This is a genomic window from Gilliamella sp. BG7 (assembly GCF_046635565.1).
GTDB classification, from domain to species: Bacteria; Pseudomonadota; Gammaproteobacteria; order Enterobacterales; family Orbaceae; genus Gilliamella; species Gilliamella apicola_P.
This window is the reverse complement of sequence record NZ_JBIDFB010000014.1, coordinates 1-18,228: the sequence shown is the minus strand read 5'-3', so window position 1 is coordinate 18,228 and position 18,228 is coordinate 1. Positions and strand designations below refer to the sequence as shown.

The 18,228-nt window shown below is 33.9% G+C and carries 22 protein-coding genes and 1 pseudogene; 8 read left to right on the top strand and 15 right to left on the bottom strand.

The window, feature by feature from the left end; all coding sequences use genetic code 11:
* The first annotated feature begins 86 nt into the window (after positions 1-86).
* Both lspA and ispH read left to right on the top strand, forming a co-directional pair.
* Positions 87-572 carry a signal peptidase II gene (gene lspA / locus ACGH49_RS09510; RefSeq protein ID WP_411589160.1) on the top strand — a complete coding sequence of 162 codons (486 nt, stop codon included), beginning with the start codon at positions 87-89 and terminating at the stop codon, positions 570-572.
* 1 nt (position 573) lies between these two features.
* Entirely contained in the window at positions 574-1,521 is a 948-nt protein-coding gene (gene ispH / locus ACGH49_RS09505) for a 4-hydroxy-3-methylbut-2-enyl diphosphate reductase (protein WP_411589159.1), read from the top strand.
* Position 1,522: 1 nt separating this feature from the next.
* Here the strand turns inward: ispH and ACGH49_RS09500 are convergent, their stop codons facing one another.
* Complete coding sequence (locus ACGH49_RS09500) at positions 1,523-1,813, bottom strand: YfhL family 4Fe-4S dicluster ferredoxin (protein WP_411589158.1); 291 nt, start codon at positions 1,811-1,813, stop codon at positions 1,523-1,525.
* 228 nt (positions 1,814-2,041) lie between these two features.
* Between ACGH49_RS09500 and ACGH49_RS09495 the strand changes: the two genes are divergently transcribed.
* Both ACGH49_RS09495 and ACGH49_RS09490 read left to right on the top strand, forming a co-directional pair.
* On the top strand, positions 2,042-3,235 hold the full coding sequence (locus tag ACGH49_RS09495; protein ID WP_411589157.1) for an efflux RND transporter periplasmic adaptor subunit: 1,194 nt from the start codon (positions 2,042-2,044) through the stop codon (positions 3,233-3,235).
* On the top strand, positions 3,207-5,204 hold the full coding sequence (locus ACGH49_RS09490; protein ID WP_411589156.1) for a MacB family efflux pump subunit: 1,998 nt from the start codon (positions 3,207-3,209) through the stop codon (positions 5,202-5,204). The genes ACGH49_RS09495 and ACGH49_RS09490 overlap by 29 nt, the downstream gene beginning before the upstream one ends.
* A 104-nt stretch (positions 5,205-5,308) precedes the next feature.
* On the opposite strand, the gene ACGH49_RS09485 is transcribed toward ACGH49_RS09490, so the two are convergent.
* Positions 5,309-6,022 (bottom strand): DsbA family protein, encoded by a 714-nt coding sequence (locus ACGH49_RS09485; protein ID WP_411589155.1) that lies wholly within the window; start codon positions 6,020-6,022, stop codon positions 5,309-5,311.
* A 14-nt stretch (positions 6,023-6,036) separates the two neighbouring features.
* Positions 6,037-6,306, bottom strand: coding sequence for a YihD family protein (locus tag ACGH49_RS09480; protein ID WP_065559957.1), 270 nt, complete (start codon positions 6,304-6,306; stop codon positions 6,037-6,039).
* Between the two features lie 145 nt (positions 6,307-6,451).
* Here ACGH49_RS09480 and mobA point away from each other — a divergent pair, with 145 nt between their 5' ends.
* Positions 6,452-7,036, top strand: a complete 585-nt coding sequence (gene mobA / locus ACGH49_RS09475; RefSeq protein WP_296207607.1) for a molybdenum cofactor guanylyltransferase MobA — start codon at positions 6,452-6,454, stop codon at positions 7,034-7,036.
* 85 nt (positions 7,037-7,121) lie between these two features.
* Here mobA and ACGH49_RS09470 read toward each other — a convergent pair whose 3' ends face one another.
* Positions 7,122-8,150, bottom strand: coding sequence for a threonine aldolase family protein (locus tag ACGH49_RS09470; RefSeq protein WP_411589153.1), 1,029 nt, complete (start codon positions 8,148-8,150; stop codon positions 7,122-7,124).
* 85 nt (positions 8,151-8,235) lie between these two features.
* On the opposite strand from ACGH49_RS09470, the gene mobB reads away from it, so the two are divergent.
* Both mobB and mtgA read left to right on the top strand, forming a co-directional pair.
* A complete protein-coding gene (gene mobB, locus ACGH49_RS09465) occupies positions 8,236-8,730 on the top strand; it encodes a molybdopterin-guanine dinucleotide biosynthesis protein B (RefSeq protein WP_411589152.1) in 495 nt (164 codons plus the stop codon).
* A 50-nt stretch (positions 8,731-8,780) separates the two neighbouring features.
* The gene (gene mtgA, locus ACGH49_RS09460) at positions 8,781-9,473 is read left to right on the top strand and encodes a monofunctional biosynthetic peptidoglycan transglycosylase (RefSeq protein ID WP_411589151.1); all 693 of its coding nucleotides are present in this window, start codon (positions 8,781-8,783) and stop codon (positions 9,471-9,473) included.
* A gap of 31 nt (positions 9,474-9,504) precedes the next feature.
* Here mtgA and ACGH49_RS09455 read toward each other — a convergent pair whose 3' ends face one another.
* The 4 genes from ACGH49_RS09455 to ACGH49_RS09440 form a co-directional block, all read right to left on the bottom strand.
* Positions 9,505-10,266: an IS5 family transposase gene (locus tag ACGH49_RS09455; protein ID WP_411589175.1), complete on the bottom strand. Its 762-nt coding sequence runs from the start codon at positions 10,264-10,266 to the stop codon at positions 9,505-9,507.
* A 93-nt stretch (positions 10,267-10,359) separates the two neighbouring features.
* Positions 10,360-11,043 carry a Sir2 family NAD+-dependent deacetylase gene (gene cobB, locus ACGH49_RS09450; protein WP_411589150.1) on the bottom strand — a complete coding sequence of 228 codons (684 nt, stop codon included), beginning with the start codon at positions 11,041-11,043 and terminating at the stop codon, positions 10,360-10,362.
* Positions 11,044-11,099: 56 nt separating this feature from the next.
* Positions 11,100-11,492 (bottom strand): hypothetical protein, encoded by a 393-nt coding sequence (locus ACGH49_RS09445; protein WP_411589148.1) that lies wholly within the window; start codon positions 11,490-11,492, stop codon positions 11,100-11,102.
* Positions 11,493-11,638: 146 nt separating this feature from the next.
* On the bottom strand, positions 11,639-11,914 hold the full coding sequence (locus ACGH49_RS09440; protein WP_411589147.1) for a hypothetical protein: 276 nt from the start codon (positions 11,912-11,914) through the stop codon (positions 11,639-11,641).
* 209 nt (positions 11,915-12,123) lie between these two features.
* Between ACGH49_RS09440 and ACGH49_RS09435 the strand changes: the two genes are divergently transcribed.
* Positions 12,124-12,816 carry an aspartate/glutamate racemase family protein gene (locus ACGH49_RS09435; protein WP_411589146.1) on the top strand — a complete coding sequence of 231 codons (693 nt, stop codon included), beginning with the start codon at positions 12,124-12,126 and terminating at the stop codon, positions 12,814-12,816.
* 1 nt (position 12,817) lies between these two features.
* Here the strand turns inward: ACGH49_RS09435 and ACGH49_RS09430 are convergent, their stop codons facing one another.
* The 7 genes and pseudogenes from ACGH49_RS09430 to ACGH49_RS09400 form a co-directional block, all read right to left on the bottom strand.
* On the bottom strand, positions 12,818-13,027 hold the full coding sequence (locus ACGH49_RS09430; RefSeq protein ID WP_160412567.1) for a helix-turn-helix domain-containing protein: 210 nt from the start codon (positions 13,025-13,027) through the stop codon (positions 12,818-12,820).
* A 12-nt stretch (positions 13,028-13,039) separates the two neighbouring features.
* On the bottom strand, positions 13,040-13,618 hold the full coding sequence (locus ACGH49_RS09425; protein ID WP_411589145.1) for a DUF2975 domain-containing protein: 579 nt from the start codon (positions 13,616-13,618) through the stop codon (positions 13,040-13,042).
* 173 nt (positions 13,619-13,791) lie between these two features.
* Positions 13,792-14,652: an RNA polymerase sigma factor RpoH gene (rpoH, locus tag ACGH49_RS09420; RefSeq protein ID WP_411589143.1), complete on the bottom strand. Its 861-nt coding sequence runs from the start codon at positions 14,650-14,652 to the stop codon at positions 13,792-13,794.
* Positions 14,653-14,776: 124 nt separating this feature from the next.
* A complete protein-coding gene (gene ftsX / locus ACGH49_RS09415; protein WP_411589142.1) occupies positions 14,777-15,748 on the bottom strand; it encodes a permease-like cell division protein FtsX in 972 nt (323 codons plus the stop codon).
* Positions 15,748-16,407, bottom strand: coding sequence for a cell division ATP-binding protein FtsE (ftsE, locus tag ACGH49_RS09410; protein ID WP_065607853.1), 660 nt, complete (start codon positions 16,405-16,407; stop codon positions 15,748-15,750). Before ftsE ends, ftsX begins: the two co-directional genes overlap by 1 nt.
* A 9-nt stretch (positions 16,408-16,416) precedes the next feature.
* Positions 16,417-17,340, bottom strand: a pseudogene (gene ftsY / locus ACGH49_RS09405) (signal recognition particle-docking protein FtsY); the annotation flags it as partial.
* Positions 17,341-17,512: 172 nt separating this feature from the next.
* Positions 17,513-18,076 (bottom strand): pseudouridine synthase, encoded by a 564-nt coding sequence (locus tag ACGH49_RS09400; RefSeq protein ID WP_411589141.1) that lies wholly within the window; start codon positions 18,074-18,076, stop codon positions 17,513-17,515.
* Positions 18,077-18,228 lie beyond the last annotated feature (152 nt).

Sequence of the window (18,228 nt, the reverse complement as noted above, 5' to 3'; positions counted from 1 at the left end):
TCTATTTAGTAAATTAAATGGAGCTATGCCAATCCCTTAAGCAATCTAGTACCTTTTCCGCCGACGATGTCGGCGGAAACATAATAATGAGCACAAACTATATGAAAAAAGATAATGCACTTTATTGGTTATTATTTGCAATCATTGTTTTTATCATTGATATCGCAAGTAAATTTTGGATTTTGAATAATTTCTCGCTATTTGAATCAGTGAATCTTTTGCCATTCTTCTCTATCACTTATGTACGCAATATTGGCGCTGCCTTTAGCATCTTTGAAGGGCAACGTATGATGCTTGCTGCTATCGCTTTAATTATCAGTGCCGTGATAGTACGTATGTTATACCGCAACACTCGCCAACAAAAATTAGAGAACTTGTCGTTATCAATGATTTTAGGCGGTGCATTAGGTAATTTATTTGATCGTCTTTATCATGGTTTTGTGATTGACTTTTTAGATGTCAATTTTGGTGACTGGCACTATCCAACTTTTAATATTGCTGACTGTGCAATCAGCGTTGGTATTGGACTATTTATTTTCAGTAATTATAAAAAACCAAAGAAGACTGTATAGTATGCAAATTATTTTGGCCAATCCTCGCGGGTTTTGCGCTGGTGTTGATCGTGCTATCACAATTGTTGAACGTGCACTAGAATTGTTTGGCGCACCAGTTTATGTCCGTCACGAAGTAGTACACAATCGCTATGTCGTTAATCGCCTAAAAGAATTAGGGGCAATTTTCATTGAAGATATTAGCGAAGTACCCGATAACTCAATTCTTATCTTTTCAGCGCATGGAGTGTCTAAAGCTATCCGTGAGGAAGCCAAACAACGTAAACTCCGTGTTTTTGATGCCACTTGCCCACTTGTAACCAAAGTACATATGGAAGTGGCTAGATCGAGTTATCGTGGTGAAGAGGTTATTTTAATCGGCCATGCTGGGCATATTGAAGTAGATGGTACAATGGGACAATATAACAATCCCGAAGGTGGTATTTATTTAATCGAATCAATTGATGATGTAAAAAAGCTACAGGTAAAAAACGAAAATAATCTTTGCTTTACCACTCAAACAACTTTATCCGTTGATGATGCTGCTCAAATTATAGATGCTTTAAAAAAACGTTTTCCTAATATTCGCAGCCCTCGCAAAAATGATATCTGCTATGCTACAACCAATCGCCAGCAAGCAGTGAAACAATTATCATCACGCGCAGACATTGTTTTAGTCGTAGGTTCTAAAAATTCGTCTAATTCAAATCGCCTAGCCGAGCTAGCAAGGCGAAACAGCAAACAGGCTTATTTAATTGATTTTGCCTCTGACATCCAAAAAGAGTGGTTAGTCAACACACATACGATCGGCGTAACAGCAGGTGCTTCTGCGCCTGAGATTTTAGTACAACAGGTGATTGATCATTTAAAAAGCTTAGGTTGCACATCGCTTATTGAGACAGATGGCATTTTAGAAAATATCACTTTTGAAATTCCAAAAGAACTTCGAATTGATATTAAATTAAACTGATTTAAGAAGACTTAAGCCCCTCAAATTTTACTAATAACTCCTCTTTTGTTTCAATATGTTCAGGATCCGCAATAATAGCATTTTGAATAGGGCAGACTCGCTGACAAGTCGAATGATCATAATAACCGATACATTCTGTACATTTATTGGGATCAATTTCATAAGTATCAAACCCCATTGAGATTGCCTCATTTGGGCACTCAGGCTCACACATGTCACAATTAATACATTTATTGGTTATTTTTAACGCCATTGTTCTTCTAACTTTACCAATTACAAAAATTTGTGCCATTATAGCGTAATCACTAATAAATCCGAATAAAGATCACGTTATCGCTTATTGAATACTTCAATTTTTGTAAAAAAAAATTCAGGAAATTATGTTGTTTTAGCCTAAAATAGAGAATTTGTACTAGATAATTTTCATAATTATTACAATTTATTAAGAATGATTATCAATACCATTTTATTTAATAAGATAAAATATAAAAAATTCAAATAAATTAAAGGATAAAAAGGATTGTTAAAGTCGATTAAAATTAAATATATCGTTATAGCTACTATCTTCTTTGCAATTATTTATATTGCATACTTAGCTATATCTGATTCAGAACCTAAAGTTGATTATATTACATCACCAGTTACCAAAGGTAATATTGAAAAAACAGTACTAGCCGATGGAACCATTAGTGCTTTTAAACAAGTTAGTGTTGGTGCGCAGGTTTCTGGACAAATAAAAAAACTCTATGTTGAATTGGGCGATGAAGTTAAACAAGGCGATATGATTGCTGAGATTGACGATCTTAAACAAAGCAATGATTTAAAACAATCTGAAGCGTCACTTAATAGTTTAGAGGCTCAACGTGAGGCAAAAAAAGCGAGGTTAGTTAACAATCAATTAACCTATGATCGCCAGTATAAACTCGTTCATAAAGGCGTTGGCGTTCAATCGGAGTTAGATGCTGCAAAAGCCGAACTCGATGCAATCAAAGCCGATATTGCAGCACTTGATGCTGATATTGTTAAAGCACAAATTGCAGTCGATACCGCCAAAGTTAATTTGGGATATACTAAAATTCGCTCTCCCATTGATGGAGTGATTGTTGCAATTCCAGTCAATGAAGGACAAACTGTTAACTCTGTTCAAAGTGCACCAACCATTGTTAAAGTAGCGCAACTTGATAAAATGACCATTGAAGCGCAAATTTCTGAAGCCGATGTGATCAATGTAAAAAAAGGAATGCCTGTTTACTTTACCATTTTAGGCCAACCTAATAGACGTTTTGATGGTTTAACGCTAAGGGCTATAGAGCCTGCACCAGACTCAATTAATACTGAAACAACCTCGTTAAGTTCATCATCAACAACAAAAAGCGCAATTTATTATAATGGATTATTTGATGTAGATAATCCCGACCATGTGTTAAGAATTTCAATGACAGCGCAAGTTTATATTGTCTTGTCTGAAGCAAAAGATGTACTAACCATTCCATCTCAAGCAATTCAAAAAAAATTGAGCAATAATAAAGCCATTATTTACCTGTTAGATAAACATAATGAGATCGAAGAACATGAAGTTACTTTGGGTATCGATAATAATGTCAATGTTGAGATAAAATCAGGGATTAAAGAGGGTGATATGGTTGTGGTCAGTGGCACTAATGGTGCTTCACTAGGTGGTAATAATGCAAGATCCCCAAGGATTCGATTCTAATATGGTCAATAATATACCTCTTATTAAGCTTGAGAATATTGTTCGTGAATTTCCAGCAGGCGATTCAACCATACAGGTTCTTAAAAGCATAAATCTGACAATTAATGCAGGTGAAATGGTGGCGATTATTGGCTCATCAGGATCGGGTAAATCCACTTTGATGAATATTTTAGGCTGTTTAGATAAACCAACCTCAGGCACTTATTCTATTGGAGGACGCACAACAAGTGAATTGTCACCTGATGAGTTAGCTCAGTTACGCCGAGAGCATTTTGGTTTTATCTTTCAACGTTACCATTTATTAAATGCATTAACCGCACAAGGTAATGTAGAAATTCCTGCTATTTATGCTGGTGTTACCAATGAACAACGTCAAAAAAGAGCGAGCGAAATTTTAACACGTTTAGGGCTTGCCGAAAAAATCCACAATAAACCTAACCAGTTATCTGGAGGGCAACAACAGCGGGTCAGTATTGCCAGAGCTTTAATTAACGGTGGACAAATCATTTTAGCTGATGAACCAACGGGAGCACTCGACCGTAAAAGCGGTTTAGAAGTGATGGCTATATTACAAGAATTACATCAACAAGGTCACACTGTTATTATTGTTACCCACGATTCAAATATTGCCCAAAGTGCCCAAAGGATTGTTGAAATTAGTGACGGTAATATTATTTCTGATTCTATTAACCCTAATTATCAATCTAAACAAAATGATAATCGGCAAGTTAAGCAAATCGAAGCAACCAGAACCCAAGATAATCTACTGGCAAAATATTACCGTTTTCGCGATGCTTTTAAAATGGCTATGCTATCAATGCTTTCGCAGCAACTACGGACATTTTTAACCATGTTAGGCATAATTATTGGTATTGCCTCGGTAGTCTCTGTTGTTGCATTAGGACAAGGTACAAAGCAGAAAATTTTATCTAACATTAACTCATTAGGAACTAGCACGTTAGAAATCTATGCAGGATCGGGCTTTGGTGATCGTAATGCGGATAAAATTACTACATTACGCTCATCAGACGCAGATTTTTTGGCGCAACAAAACTTTGTCCACAGTACGACTCCTAACCTTGCAACCAGTGTTAATTTCCGAATTAATAATTTAGCAGTAACTGGAACAGTAAATGGTGTAGGGGAGCAATTTTTTGCGGTTCGTGGTTACACTATTTCTCAAGGAAAATCTTTTGATGAAGCAAGTATTATTGCCTCGGCACAAGATGCAGTGATTGATGACAATACTGTTAAACGGTTATTTGCAAATCAAAACCCAATTGGAAAAATTTTAATGGTTGGACAGTTACCAGTAAGAATAATTGGTGTTGCAACTAAACAACAGCAAGGATTTGGTAGCAATGAAAGCCTGAATGTTTGGTTACCTTATACTACTGTAATTAACCGCATGGTAGGTCAAACATCGTTAAAAAGCATTACGGTACGTGTTAAAGATAATGTTAATTTATCTGTTGCTGAACAAGCCATTAATCGAATTATGTTACAACGGCATGGTACAAAAGATTTTTTCATCTTTAATTCCGATAATATACGAGAAACAATCAACTCATCCGCTTGGGTAATGACGTTATTGGTTTCGGCTATTGCGCTGATTTCCCTCGTTGTTGGCGGTATTGGTGTGATGAATATCATGTTAGTATCAGTCACAGAAAGAACTCGAGAAATTGGCGTACGAATGGCTGTCGGAGCTCGATCAAGCGACATATTACAACAATTTTTAATTGAAGCTGTATTAGTATGTTTAATTGGCGGAACAATAGGTATTGTACTATCGTTTGCCATTGGCTTTATTTTTAATTCTGTTGTTACATCATTTGCAATGAATTTCTCGGCAATAGCTATTATAGCGGCATTTAGTTTCTCAAGTATAATTGGTATTATTTTTGGTTATTTCCCTGCTAGACGGGCTGCTAAACTCGATCCAATTTATGCTTTAGAACGAGAATAGCAATTTTACTATAAAAAAAATCCCATTGTACAAAATGATACAATGGGACTTAAAACGTCAAAAATAAGTGATTAATTTATGTTGTTTCTAAACTTGTTAACCATTTATTTTTTATCAGAATGCGCTTTTTCTTCTATTTTTGCATTAGGATCTAACCCTGCTACAAATGCAGTAACTCTTGCATAATCATTAATAAATGCATCATCACTAGTTACATTAAGTTGATTTGCTATGATAAAAAACTTACGATTAACAATAACCGTAGGGATTGAATCTGGTTTCATCTCTTTAATCGCATCTGCTTGTTGTGCCATAAACGCATTAACCAAAAAGCTATCTTTAGTTTTATCGTACACTTCATTACTAACACCTAATTTTTCAAAAACAGCTTTAATGTCATCTGCTGTTTTTATTGTTTTATCTTTTTGAACAGCATTATAAAGTGCATCTGAAGCTTTATCTTCTATACCTAGTACATTAGCCACAGCCCATGCTTGCGCAAGATCTTTAGCTAATGGTCCAAAATCTTCTAAGTGGTAGCGTTTAAATTTGACTCCTTCTGGTAAAGCTTTACTAATCGTTTGGGAGCCTTGATTTTGAATTTCAAATCTAAAACAGCTTGGGCAATTAAACGAAAAGAACTCAATAACTTCTTTGTCTGGCGATGGATTAGTTGGTAGCGCAGCATATTGTTTACCTAATTCAATCGGCTCAAATACATTCGCTGACGTGTCAGCCTTAGTAATAGTTGGGCTTTCATTTGCAAAACAGTTTACAGAAAAGAGTAAAATACTAATTGCGATAAGTGTTTTTTTCATTTTAATGATTCTCCTTATTCTTTTATAATCCCACGAGCTTTTAACAATGCGGTTTTAAAATCTTCTTCATAATCTTTTTTTAGACCCGGAATAACATCATTCTTATCCGAACCTCGCATTTTTAAATGATAAATTAAAACTTCATCACTCAAATCTTTTAATTCACCTTCAAAACCAGCCTCTTTACCTAATTTAGCTAAAAATTGTAATAAATTAAGATCAGAATCGCCTTCCCATGCGGGTTGCAATAATTCCATTACTTCATCAATACGATGACATTTCATAATTGTTACCTTTAGTAAATCTTCAAACCTTTCGAAGATAATGATAATTAAGCAATCATAAAAAAATGATACGCTACGACTTGCAATAACTTTGCTATATAGTAATGTTATTTTGTTTTTTCGCAACGTAAAAGAGAAATAATTTATGGAAAAACCCTCTATTACTGCAATCATTCTAGCTGGAGGTAAAAGTACCCGCATGAATGGCAACGACAAAGGACTGTTATTATTACATCAAAAACCACTTTATCAACATGTCATTGATTGCATCAAACCTCATGTTGATGCAATCATGATTAATTGCAATCGTCACACTGAACAATATCAAAAAGCAGGTTATCCTATATTTAGTGATGACCTAGCAGGGTTTTGTGGACCGTTATCGGGTATTTACAGTGGCTTATTACGTAGCAAAACCGATTGGAACTTATTTGTCAGTTGTGACACGCCTTTTTTGCCTAATGATTTAATCACACGTTTATCAAAATATACGCAAAATCATCAAGCAATCTATCCTTTTGATGAAAAATACCACCATCCAATCATTCTGCTTATTCATAAAACAGTTGCCCAGCAACTAAAAATTTATTTAGAACAAGGCAATCGTAAATTAATGTTATTTTTAGAACAAGTTAATGCAAAATCAGTCGACTTTAATGATAAAGCGTCTTGTTTTATTAATATTAATACGCTTGAAGAACTAAAACGGGAAAATCAGCAAGCAAAGTAACCAAAATAAGATAAATGTATAATCAATTGATAATATAACCAATATAATTGATTATTTATCTAATCTTCTTATGCTTATCAATATGTTATGCTAACCACTTTCTTAATTGTTTAGCAAACAACTCTATATCTTCATCTTGAGTAGACCATGAAGTACAAAACCGCAAACCGATATGGTTAGAGTCCGTTTGACCAAGATTATCAACAGCATAATGTGTAAGAATTTTTTTAGCTAGCTTATTAGGAAAATTAACAAACAACTGGTTACTTTGTGGTTTCGTTATAAATGTTAATCCAATATTTTCAAAAAGTTGTTTTAATTTATTAGCCATGCTATTACTGTGTTTACCTAGTTCTAAATAAAGATTATTTTGCATCAATACATTCATTTGTGAACCTACAATCCAGCTTTTTGCTAAAATTGCTCCTTTTTGTTTCATACTGAAACGGAAATTTTGATTAATTGATAAGTTATTAAACACTACCGCTTCACCAGCAAAAGCACCAACTTTTGTACCGCCAATATAAAATACATCTGTGTATTTTGCTAAGTCAGAAAAAGATATATCATTACCATTTGCAGCTAAAGCCATTGCCAAACGAGCGCCATCTAAGTAAAGATAAAGGTGATTTTTTTGGCAAAATTGATATAATTTCTTTAGCTCTTGCTTAGTATATATAGTACCTAGTTCAGTTGTATTTGATATATATACAAGCTTAGGTTGTACCATATGCTCATCACAATGATAAGTTAACACCGACTTGAGTAGTTCAGGGGTTAATTTTCCATCTTCAGTTTGGACTGTTAATACTTTATGGCCCGTTGCTTCAATGGCACCTGTTTCATGTACATTCACATGCCCTGTATCAGCAGCAATTACCGCCTGATAAGGTCGTAAAATATGAGAAATTACCGTCAAATTAGTAATAGTACCGCCAAGCATAAAATGAATATCAGCATTAGGCGACTGTAATTGTTTTTTTATGCTTTCTCTTGCTTGATTACAACATTGGTCTAAACCATAACCACTAAATTTCTGCTCAGTAATATCAATAAAACTCTTGAGCAATTTGGGATGGACAGTCTGATTATAATCATTCAAAAAATCATACATATGGTTACCTTTATCGTTAGCATTGTATAAAATGATGCAATATTCATTGCACATTGCAATATAACACTTTTGAAAAAAGGGTTCTATGAACAACCAAAAAATTATCGGCATTAGTGGCTATAGTAGTAGTGGTAAAACAACATTATTGAAAAAAATCGTTTCGTTACTCGTTGAACAAAATTTTAAAGTGGGTACTTTAAAACATGCTCATCACGATATTGACATCGATATTCCTGGTAAAGATAGCTATGAATTACGTAAAGCAGGATCGTTACAAACAATTGTTGCTTGTGATAATCGATATGCTTTGATTTGCGAAACACAAAACAAACCAATAGATTTAATCACATTAATTAACCAATTTAAAGATGTTGAAATTATATTGATTGAAGGATTTAAAAGCGAAAAGATTCCTAAAATTATTTGCCATCGTAAAATAAATAAAAAAGCACTCTATATTGACGAATTTACAATAGCGGTAGTGAGTGATGAGCCATTAGATATTTCTTTACCAGTTTTTGATATAAATAAACCAATTCAGATTGTTGAATTCATAAAAAGTTATTTATTTAATCAATAATATATCGTATCTTATTTGCTAATTTTTTACGTTATTTTATCTGAATCAGCATGAAATCTTTATTCAAAAAAGTCTTGAGAACAATTAAAGAAGTGATAATTGGATTTATGCTATTGTCCGTTTTGCTTGTTGTGTTAATGCGTTGGGTTAATCCTTTGGGTTCAATGCTGATGGTAGAAAGAAAAATCGTTCATTGGAACATGACTCAACAACGCACATGGAAAGATTGGGATCAGATTTCTGATAATATAAAAATAGCCGTTATTGCTGCCGAAGATCAAAAATTTTCTAATCATTGGGGATTTGATTTTAAGGCGATGAATCGGGCTTTAAAGCACAACCAAAATAATAAAAAAATTCGTGGCGCCAGTACAATTACTCAGCAAGTCGCCAAAAATATTTTTTTATGGCCATCGCGTAGCTGGGTTCGTAAAGGGTTTGAGTCGTGGTTTACGCTTTGGATTGAGCTTACTTGGTCTAAACAGCGCATACTCGAAATTTACTTAAATAGCGTTGAATGGGATGAGGGAGTTTTTGGTATTGAAGCAGCTTCTCGCCACTATTTCAACGTTAGTGCTAACCAATTAACTTCCACTCAGGCAAGTTTACTGGCTGCTATTTTACCCAATCCAAGAAAATGGAGTCCTATCAAGCCCAATAGCAATATTCAAAGAAAAGCAAAATGGATTCGTACCCAAATAAATAATTTGGGCGGTAAGTATTATTTAGATAAACTTAACTAGGGGCTGTTGATCTTTATTGTACATAAATTGCTCAACAATACATTGGCAGCCACATTAACATAAATGCCAGTGATACCATACTGGCATAATTCCTTTCTAACTTATCGTGTCTAGTTGATATTGAACGATATTGCTTGATTCTAGCAAAGGCATTCTCGACTAAATGACGATAGCGATAAAGGCACCTATCCATACTGCTTTTATCTATATCCTTACCATAATTACGTTTAGTAATCACCGTTCGTCCGCCTTTTTGACGAACAAAGCACCGAAAAAGCTCGCTGTCATAACCTTTATCGGCTATTACTGTATTGACTTCATCGAGCTTTTCAACTAGGCTTTCTGCATAAGTGATATCATGTCGTTGTCCTTCAGAAAGCTCAAAACAAATAGGCAAACCACCACTATCAACCGCAAGATGAATTTTAGTTGAATGACCACCACAGCTCTGACCTATTTGCTCACAATGCTCCGTTGCAGCGCTTGTACTGTGTTGATGAGCCCTAATAATCGAGCCATCTAGGAACACCCTTTCAAAATCCGCTAGTTGTGATAAATGTTTGAAAATATCAACTAATATTCCTTTTTTAGACCACAAATTAAATCGTCTATAGACGGTGCTCCATTCACCAAACTCTTCTGGCAAATCTCGCCAAGGAATACCGGTTCTCATTCGGAAAAGGCTCACTTCAAACGTCATCCGATGCTCGGATTTATTATAAACTCGGCCGGTATTTTTCATTATTTGTAGTAGCTTTTCCCACCGTTTATCTGTTAGCATTGTTCTTGGCATGATGAATCGAGTTATGGTTGTTTTTGCAGAATTATTATAACTCACATCATGCCATCTAAAAAATAATCACGAAAGCTCAACACGTCCTAATAGTTATATGACTGTTTTTATAAATTCAGGCACCACTTTACTTGAGGGTCCGTAAATTTTGGTTTGAAACAGACTTTCACCTAAGCTCGGCTCTAAGTTTAGTTCAATCGTTTTTGCACTTGTTTGGTTAGCAATTTGTACAAACCCAGCGGCAGGATAGACATTGCCTGATGTGCCAATGGATATAAAATAATCCGCTTGTGAAAGGGCATCATAAATTTGTTCCATTTGTAGGGGGATTTCACCAAACCAGACTATATGTGGGCGAATGAGTTTGTTTTGTTGATAATTCACATTGTTAAAGCAATCAATTATTTGTCCTGTTTTTTCATTACGAACTTTTAATAATTCACCATGCATGTGAATAATATTTTTAGATCCAGCTTTTTCGTGCAAGTTATCCACATTTTGCGTCACAATTAAGACATTATCAGTGCCTAATTTCTGTTCTAACTCAGCTAACGCAAAATGAGCCGCATTAGGCTTTACGTTTGGATGTTGTAATTTACGACGCAACATATTATAAAAATCATGTACCGCTGTTGGGTTGCGCATATAGCCTTCGTAAGTTGCTACGTCATTAACATCATAACCTTCCCATAATCCATTTTGGGCTCGAAAGGTTGATAAGCCCGATTCGGCCGAAATACCCGCGCCGGTTAGAATAACTATTTTAGGTATTGTCATAATTCATTGCACCTTTATCATTTAACTAAGGTTATTGAAAGTAAAATACTAACCTGTTATTGGCTGTATTCGGTAGTAAAAATATGCAAAGCAGGTTTGCTAAGTTTTTGGTATTGACTGTAGGCGCTTGCCACTTTTAACCGAATATCTGCTTTTGATTCACCATTTAACCAACTGTTAATCATTGCATGTACACTATACGCTTCGGGCGCCATACGGTGCAAAGTTAAAATAAGTGGAGTAATACCTAGTCGCGATAGTGGTGGCGTAAAATATTGTTGGCTTTTGCAAGCAAATACTGCCGCATAACGTGATTTTTGTTTTTCTTGTTGTTCTTTTGATAATGTTTCCCAGCGCCAGCTATCGGGTAAATATTTTTTCCATGACCATTCCATTAGTGAATCATGGCCAATATAGATAACCAGATCTGCACTTCCCCCCGCTATCACTGTTTTATTATCTAATTTAAACGCTTTTGCCTTTTTGCCTGCTGAATAATCAATAAAATTATCAACAGTATCATTAATATTTTTGCCATTATACGCCTGTGCAATTAGATAGATATCTTTGTCTTGGTGTTTGTAAATTATTTCTTCTAATATTTTTCCTGATCTTGGTCGATTAATTTGTACAACTTGCCACTTTTTTGTTTAGAAAAATAGGTTTTAAAACCATAAGCCGCCCCCCAGTAAAGGTTGTTTTTGGGATCTTGACCGTTACCTATCGCCTTTGGAACTGGTGCTATCTTTTGATATTTGTTATCACATAGTGCCACCAAAACATGGATCACTTTGGGATCGGCAAAGCAGGAAAAGGAGAGTATGAAATAAATAATCGGTGCAAGCCATAATTGTATTTTTCTTTTCTTCATTCGAGATTGTTACCTTAACGGTCATATTTATAACTATATTATTTTTATATAGACTTTATAACATATATATTCCGTTATTTAGCAAAAAAACCGTTAAATTTGTTGATTATCAACATCAATAATCCTGTAGTGAATTTACTTATTAATGTTTATTGTTGATAATGAAACAAGTTAACAAAAATAAATAAATTTTATATAGGTATATGAAAATGAAAACAATTGGTTTAATCGGTGGTATGAGTTGGGAAAGCACAACAACTTATTATCAAGTTATTAATCAAACTATTGCTAAATCATTAGGTGGATTGCATTCAGCTAAAACGGTTTTATATAGCGTTGATTTTCAAGAAATTGAAAGTTGTCAGGCCAATAATGAGTGGCATAAAAGTGCAGAAATTTTAATTGATGCTGCTAAAAGAGTGGAACTTGCTGGTGCAGATTTTATTGTTATTTGTACTAATACCATGCATAAAGTCGCTGATCAGATCCAAAAGGCAATTAATATTCCAATCATTCATATTGCCGATGTGACGGCTAAATATTTGCTAGCACAAAATATTAAATCGGTCGCTTTGTTAGGGACTAAATATACAATGGAGCAGGACTTTTATAAATCTAAACTGATCGATAAAAATTTAAATGTGCTTATTCCTGAATCTCAAGACAGAAATATCATTAATCAGATCATTTATGATGAACTTTGCAAAGGTATTATTAAGCCTGATTCTAAGCAAGCCTATCTTAATATTGTTGATAAACTCGTTAAAAATGGCGCAGAAGGTGTTATTTTAGGCTGCACAGAAATTGGGTTATTAATCTCTCAATCCGATCGCAATACACCTTTTTTTGATACAGCCTTAATTCACGCACAAGAAGCCGCATTACTTGCTATAAGAGAATAATCTATTCTTCGTTCGTATATTCTAATATATCACCTGGTTGGCAATCTAAATGTTTACAGATTGCCTCGAGTGTTGCTAGTCTAAATCCTTTGACTTTACCTTGCTTAAGTAATGATAAATTTTGTTCTGTAATACCAATTGTTGCCGCTAGATCTTTTGATTTAACTTTACGTTTAGCAAGCATGACGTCTAAATTTATTATAATTGGCACAGATGACTCCTTTTAAATAAATTGTTTATTTTCTTCATCTAGTTGGCAAGCTTTTTTAAGTATTTGACCAATGAGCATAATACTAATCGCAATAAATAGCGTTATGATATCATCACTAGAAAAAGAAATAGAAAAGTAACGTGCTGATGCATCTTGATTATAGGTTAAGATCATTGTTAATAACGGTTCAGATAAAAAACGTATTACCTCCCAACAAACAAGTAATTTGCCAAAGATGTAACAATGGTTGGCTGATTTTACTGAGAAATATTCGGATTGACTGTAATTGATAAACAATAGTCTAAGTTGATAAAACGCATAAATTAAAATAAGTATTAATGAAGTTTCCATTAATGTTGCGATAGTCGCTTGCCATCCTGCTAAGGATTTAGAATCAACATAATCTTCCCCACTAGTGAAAAAAGAAAACCCTGCAAATTCAAGTCCAATATTTTGTATATCAAAAAAATAATATAAGAATGGAGACATTGCGCCAATTAACAAAATTAGAATTGGAATTAATGTTAATAATGCCATAAATCGACAATATTGATTCAATCTAGAATGAGTTTTAGTCATATCTGTGTTCATTTTTAGATCCTTTCGTTTTATAAAAAGTGAACACAGCATAGCATTGGCAAGCTAATAAAACAATAAAAAATTAAAATAAAACGATAATTTTTTTATTGTTTAAATTTTTTAAATTATAAAAAAAAACCTTACTTTTTTAAAAGTAAGGCTTAGGAAGTTAACATTAATAAAAATTATGCTTCAATAGCAACTTTTAATTTTTTCATTGCATTTTTTTCAAGTTGGCGAATACGCTCCGCTGAAACACTATATTTATCAGCCAAAACTTGTAATGTTGATTTGCTTTCATCAGGATCCAACCAACGTGCTTTAATTATATCTTGACTACGTTCATCTAATTTTAATAATGCATCGTGTAGCTTATCTGTTGCATCATTTTCCCAATTATCATTTTCAATTGATTTTGAGAAATCAGAATTGCTATCTTCTAAGTAAAGCGCCGGTGCAATAATTGAATTATCATCGTCATCACTATCTATATCAAATGACATATCTTGTGCTGACATGCGTGATTCCATTTCAAGTACATCTTTACGACTTACACCTAGCTCATCAGCCACCATGTCCACTTCAGCATTACTGAACCAACCTAAACGTTGTTTAGTCTTTCTTAAATTAAAAAATAACTTTCTTTGCGCTTTTGTTGTTGCAACTTTAACAATACGCCAATTTTTCAATACGTATTCGTGGATTTCAGCTTTTATCCAGTGCACAGCAAATGAGACCAAACGAACGCCCATTTCAGGATTAAATCGACGTACCGCTTTCATCAAACCAATATTACCTTCTTGAATTAAGTCTGCTTGTGGTAAGCCATAACCCGAATAACCACGGGCAATATGTGCCACAAATCGTAAATGAGATAAAATTAACTGGCGAGCTGCATCTACATCATCGTGATAATAGAGTTTTTCACCTAATGATTTTTCTTCTTCTGCAGTTAACATTGGGTAGGTGTTAATCATGCGAAGGTATGATTCTATATTTCCTTGTGGGATTAAAGCACCTACTTGCATTTTTAAATCAGTACTCATTTAATTCCCCCTTTAAATAATAAATTTTGCTACATTAAGTATGCAACAATAAAACGTTAAACTACCGTTCGTTAAAGATTAGACCAATAAATTATAAATTAGTTCATTATTTTAGCTAAAATAACTAGACAATTTGCGCCATTTTTAAATATTTTTTAGTCGCAATCAATGATGAAAGCCATCCAATACTAATGGTTATAAGTATAATCAATAAACTTTCATCCCATAATAGTCCTTCAATATGAATTATTGTTCCAAAAGCATCTGAAACTTTCAATATAATTGACTCTATTTGATAAATAAATATTTCCGATAACAGTAACGATATAATAGCACTAATTAAGCCAATAAAAATCCCACTATAAAGAAAAGGACGCAAAATAAATCCTTCTGTTGCTCCAATTAATTGCATAACGGTGATAGTCTGTTTTCTAGAGAATATATTTAAACGGATGCTGTTACCTATCACGAGGGATACAGCTATAATCATAAATATAGAAATAATCCATACGATAGATTTAACCATATTAGTTAACGCAGTTAAACGAGTAAACCAACTATCATCTAATTTTACATCATCAATACCATCAATAGTAAGTAATTCCGTTTGCAATTGATGCAATATAACTGTCTTTTTTGCTTCGTCTTTTGGTATAACAATTGCTACTGCAGGTAATGGATTTTCGTCTAGTAAATCTAGTGCATTACTAAACCCAGACCATGTTTGAAATTCTTCTTTTGTTTCATCTCGAGAAAGATATTTGACACGATCGACTTCATGATAAGATTTAAGTTTAGTGACCAATTCAGTCGTTTGTTCTGATGTTAGCGCTTTATTTATATAAACAGTTAAATTAGGCGTTGGGTTCCATTGCTGTGCTGTTTGATTGGCGTTTTTCCAAAGTAAATAGCTGATAGTTGGTAAAGTAATTGAAATGGCAATAACAAAAATGGTCAGTAGTGAGGCAATAATATGCTGAGAAAAGTCATTAAACGTGTTGCGCCAAGCAAAACCGATTTGTCTTTTCCAACGAGGGAAAAAGCTATTTTCGTTTTTATTCTTCAAGTTAGTAGGTTTAATATTAGCAAAAGTCATTAATTTTTAACCTCTAAATGCCCTTGAGTTAAATGCAGTATCCGATGGTGTTTGCGTCGTATAAGTCCCATATTATGCGTTGCCATCAGAACCGTTACACCAGCTTGATTAAATTCCTCAAAAAGCTTTAAGATATCTTTTGAAAGTTTGTCATCTAAATTACCCGTCGGTTCATCAGCAAGCAAAACACTTGGGCGATTAACAATAGCACGAGCAATACCCACTCGTTGCTGTTCACCACCTGATAGCTGTATCGGATAAAATTTCATTTTATTGAGTAATCCAACTTTATCCAGTGAAGCGGAAACTCTTCTTTTAATTTCTTCAGCCGGTTTGCCTAAAATGATTAATGGAATAGCCACGTTATCATAAACAGTGTGATCCATCAGTAATTGGTGATCTTGAAAAATCATACCAATTGTGCGACGTAAAAATGGCATTTCTTGGCGTCTTAAACTTGAAACATCAACGCCATTTAACAGTACGTTGCCATCATTCGCTCTCTCTAAACCACAGATTAATCTCATTAGCGTACTTTTACCTGCACCAGAGTGTCCAGTCAAAAAAGCCATTTCACCAGGTAATAAAGTGAAGCTAATATTTTGTAGTGCAGGTTTTCCACCGGAATACACTTTACTTACACGCTGAAATTGAATCATGATTGATCTCTATTCATCTGTTTCATCAAACAGAGCATTGATAAAATCATCAGCAATAAAAGGCCTTAGATCTTCAATTTTTTCCCCGACACCAATATAACGAATAGGAATATTAAACTGATCGGCAATGCTAAAGATAATTCCCCCTTTTGCAGTACCATCTAATTTAGTTAAGGTCATCCCTGTGACACCAACAGCTTCATTAAATAGCTTGGTTTGGCTAATTGCATTTTGGCCAGTACCAGCATCAATAGTTAACATAATTTCATGCGGGGCTGTTTCATCGTGTTTCTTAATTACGCGTACTATTTTTTTTAGCTCATCCATTAAATAAGATTTGTTTTGTAAGCGTCCTGCGGTATCAGCTATTAATATATCTATCTTTTTTGCTTTTGCTGCTTGTATTGCATCATATATGACAGAAGCAGAATCTGCATTGGTATGTTGTGCAATAACTGGGATGTTATTCCGTTCTCCCCAAACTTGTAATTGTTCAACAGCCGCTGCCCGAAAGGTATCACCCGCCGCAAGCATAACCGATTTGCCTTGTTGTTGAAATTGACGAGCCAATTTACCAATTGTTGTTGTTTTTCCAACACCATTAACACCAACCATCAATATTACAAATGGCTTATGACTTTCTATATCAAAGGGCTTGTCTACTCCATCTAAAATAGATTTCATTTCTTGTTGTAAAAGACCATGTAATGCGTCAGCATCTTTTAGTTCTTTTTTTGATGCTTGTTTAGTTAAGGTATCAATAATTTTTTGTGTTGTGTCAAAACCCACATCGGCAATAAGTAACTGCTCTTCTAATTCTTCAAATAAAGCATCATCGATCCTTTTCCCTTTAAATAAACTGAGAAAACCAGAACCAATATTTTGTTTAGTCTTAAAAAGACCTTTTTTTAAACGAGAGAAAAAACCTTCTTTTTTTTGTTCAACCATAAATAATTTATCCCATGATCATTTCTAAGATAATTTTATCTCATTTTAGAATAAAGCCCAATGTATTCTAAAAAAGACTGTCTTGTTTCTTTACCAGATCTTTTTGCGCAATGATAAAAAGAATAATAAGTTATTTATAAACAATGAGTAATACTTTTTAGATATAAAGATTTTGAGTTGTGATATATCGCCATTCACCTAATAATAACTGATGATCAAATAAATTGTATTTACCGATCTGTACTCTAACCAGTCTTAAACAAGGAAAACCAACTGCAGCACACATTCGTCTAACTTGTCGATTTTTGCCTTCAGAAATAGTAATACTAATCCAAGATGTAGGTATTGTTTTACGTTCTCTAATGGGAGGAACCCTTTTCCATAATTGTATTGGTTCGTCAAGAAAGGTTACTGTAGCTGGCGCAGTATAAAATTCTTTTAACTGTATACCTTTTCTTAGTTTATATATAGCCTTTTGATTGATAAGTCCTTCAACTTGCACCCAATAGGTTTTTGGTAATTTAAATTTTGGTGAGCTAATTTTAGCTTGTAATTTACCATCATTCGTTAACAATAATAGCCCTTCACTATCAGTATCTAACCGACCTGCAGGATAAAACCTAGGTAAGTTTATAAAATTTTTTAATGTCTGATACTTTTCATGCGGCGAAAATTGAGTCGTAACATTAGATGGTTTATTAAAAGCTATTAAAGTATTCATTTATTAAATATTTATTATAGTAATAGAATTAATATAAACAATCGGTAACATACTATTCAATAATTTTCTATAAATAGCAAAAAAGCCCAGCATTGCTGCTGGGCTCTCTATATTTAAAAGTCTGGCGGCACCCTACTCTCACATGGGTAATA

What these genes read in the sequence shown, in the direction of transcription:
- lspA (WP_411589160.1), top strand. Translation starts at nt 87, where the DNA reads ATGAGCACAAACTATATGAAAAAAGATAATGCACTTTATTGGTTATTA.
- ispH (WP_411589159.1), top strand. Translation starts at nt 574, where the DNA reads ATGCAAATTATTTTGGCCAATCCTCGCGGGTTTTGCGCTGGTGTTGAT.
- ACGH49_RS09500 (WP_411589158.1), bottom strand. Translation starts at nt 1,813, where the DNA reads ATGGCACAAATTTTTGTAATTGGTAAAGTTAGAAGAACAATGGCGTTA.
- ACGH49_RS09490 (WP_411589156.1), top strand. Translation starts at nt 3,207, where the DNA reads ATGCAAGATCCCCAAGGATTCGATTCTAATATGGTCAATAATATACCT.
- ACGH49_RS09485 (WP_411589155.1), bottom strand. Translation starts at nt 6,022, where the DNA reads ATGAAAAAAACACTTATCGCAATTAGTATTTTACTCTTTTCTGTAAAC.
- ACGH49_RS09480 (WP_065559957.1), bottom strand. Translation starts at nt 6,306, where the DNA reads ATGAAATGTCATCGTATTGATGAAGTAATGGAATTATTGCAACCCGCA.
- mobA (WP_296207607.1), top strand. Translation starts at nt 6,452, where the DNA reads ATGGAAAAACCCTCTATTACTGCAATCATTCTAGCTGGAGGTAAAAGT.
- ACGH49_RS09470 (WP_411589153.1), bottom strand. Translation starts at nt 8,150, where the DNA reads ATGTATGATTTTTTGAATGATTATAATCAGACTGTCCATCCCAAATTG.
- mobB (WP_411589152.1), top strand. Translation starts at nt 8,236, where the DNA reads ATGAACAACCAAAAAATTATCGGCATTAGTGGCTATAGTAGTAGTGGT.
- mtgA (WP_411589151.1), top strand. Translation starts at nt 8,781, where the DNA reads ATGAAATCTTTATTCAAAAAAGTCTTGAGAACAATTAAAGAAGTGATA.
- ACGH49_RS09455 (WP_411589175.1), bottom strand. Translation starts at nt 10,266, where the DNA reads ATGCCAAGAACAATGCTAACAGATAAACGGTGGGAAAAGCTACTACAA.
- cobB (WP_411589150.1), bottom strand. Translation starts at nt 11,043, where the DNA reads ATGACAATACCTAAAATAGTTATTCTAACCGGCGCGGGTATTTCGGCC.
- ACGH49_RS09440 (WP_411589147.1), bottom strand. Translation starts at nt 11,914, where the DNA reads ATGAAGAAAAGAAAAATACAATTATGGCTTGCACCGATTATTTATTTC.
- ACGH49_RS09435 (WP_411589146.1), top strand. Translation starts at nt 12,124, where the DNA reads ATGAAAACAATTGGTTTAATCGGTGGTATGAGTTGGGAAAGCACAACA.
- ACGH49_RS09425 (WP_411589145.1), bottom strand. Translation starts at nt 13,618, where the DNA reads ATGAACACAGATATGACTAAAACTCATTCTAGATTGAATCAATATTGT.
- rpoH (WP_411589143.1), bottom strand. Translation starts at nt 14,652, where the DNA reads ATGAGTACTGATTTAAAAATGCAAGTAGGTGCTTTAATCCCACAAGGA.
- ftsX (WP_411589142.1), bottom strand. Translation starts at nt 15,748, where the DNA reads ATGACTTTTGCTAATATTAAACCTACTAACTTGAAGAATAAAAACGAA.
- ftsE (WP_065607853.1), bottom strand. Translation starts at nt 16,407, where the DNA reads ATGATTCAATTTCAGCGTGTAAGTAAAGTGTATTCCGGTGGAAAACCT.
- ACGH49_RS09400 (WP_411589141.1), bottom strand. Translation starts at nt 18,076, where the DNA reads ATGAATACTTTAATAGCTTTTAATAAACCATCTAATGTTACGACTCAA.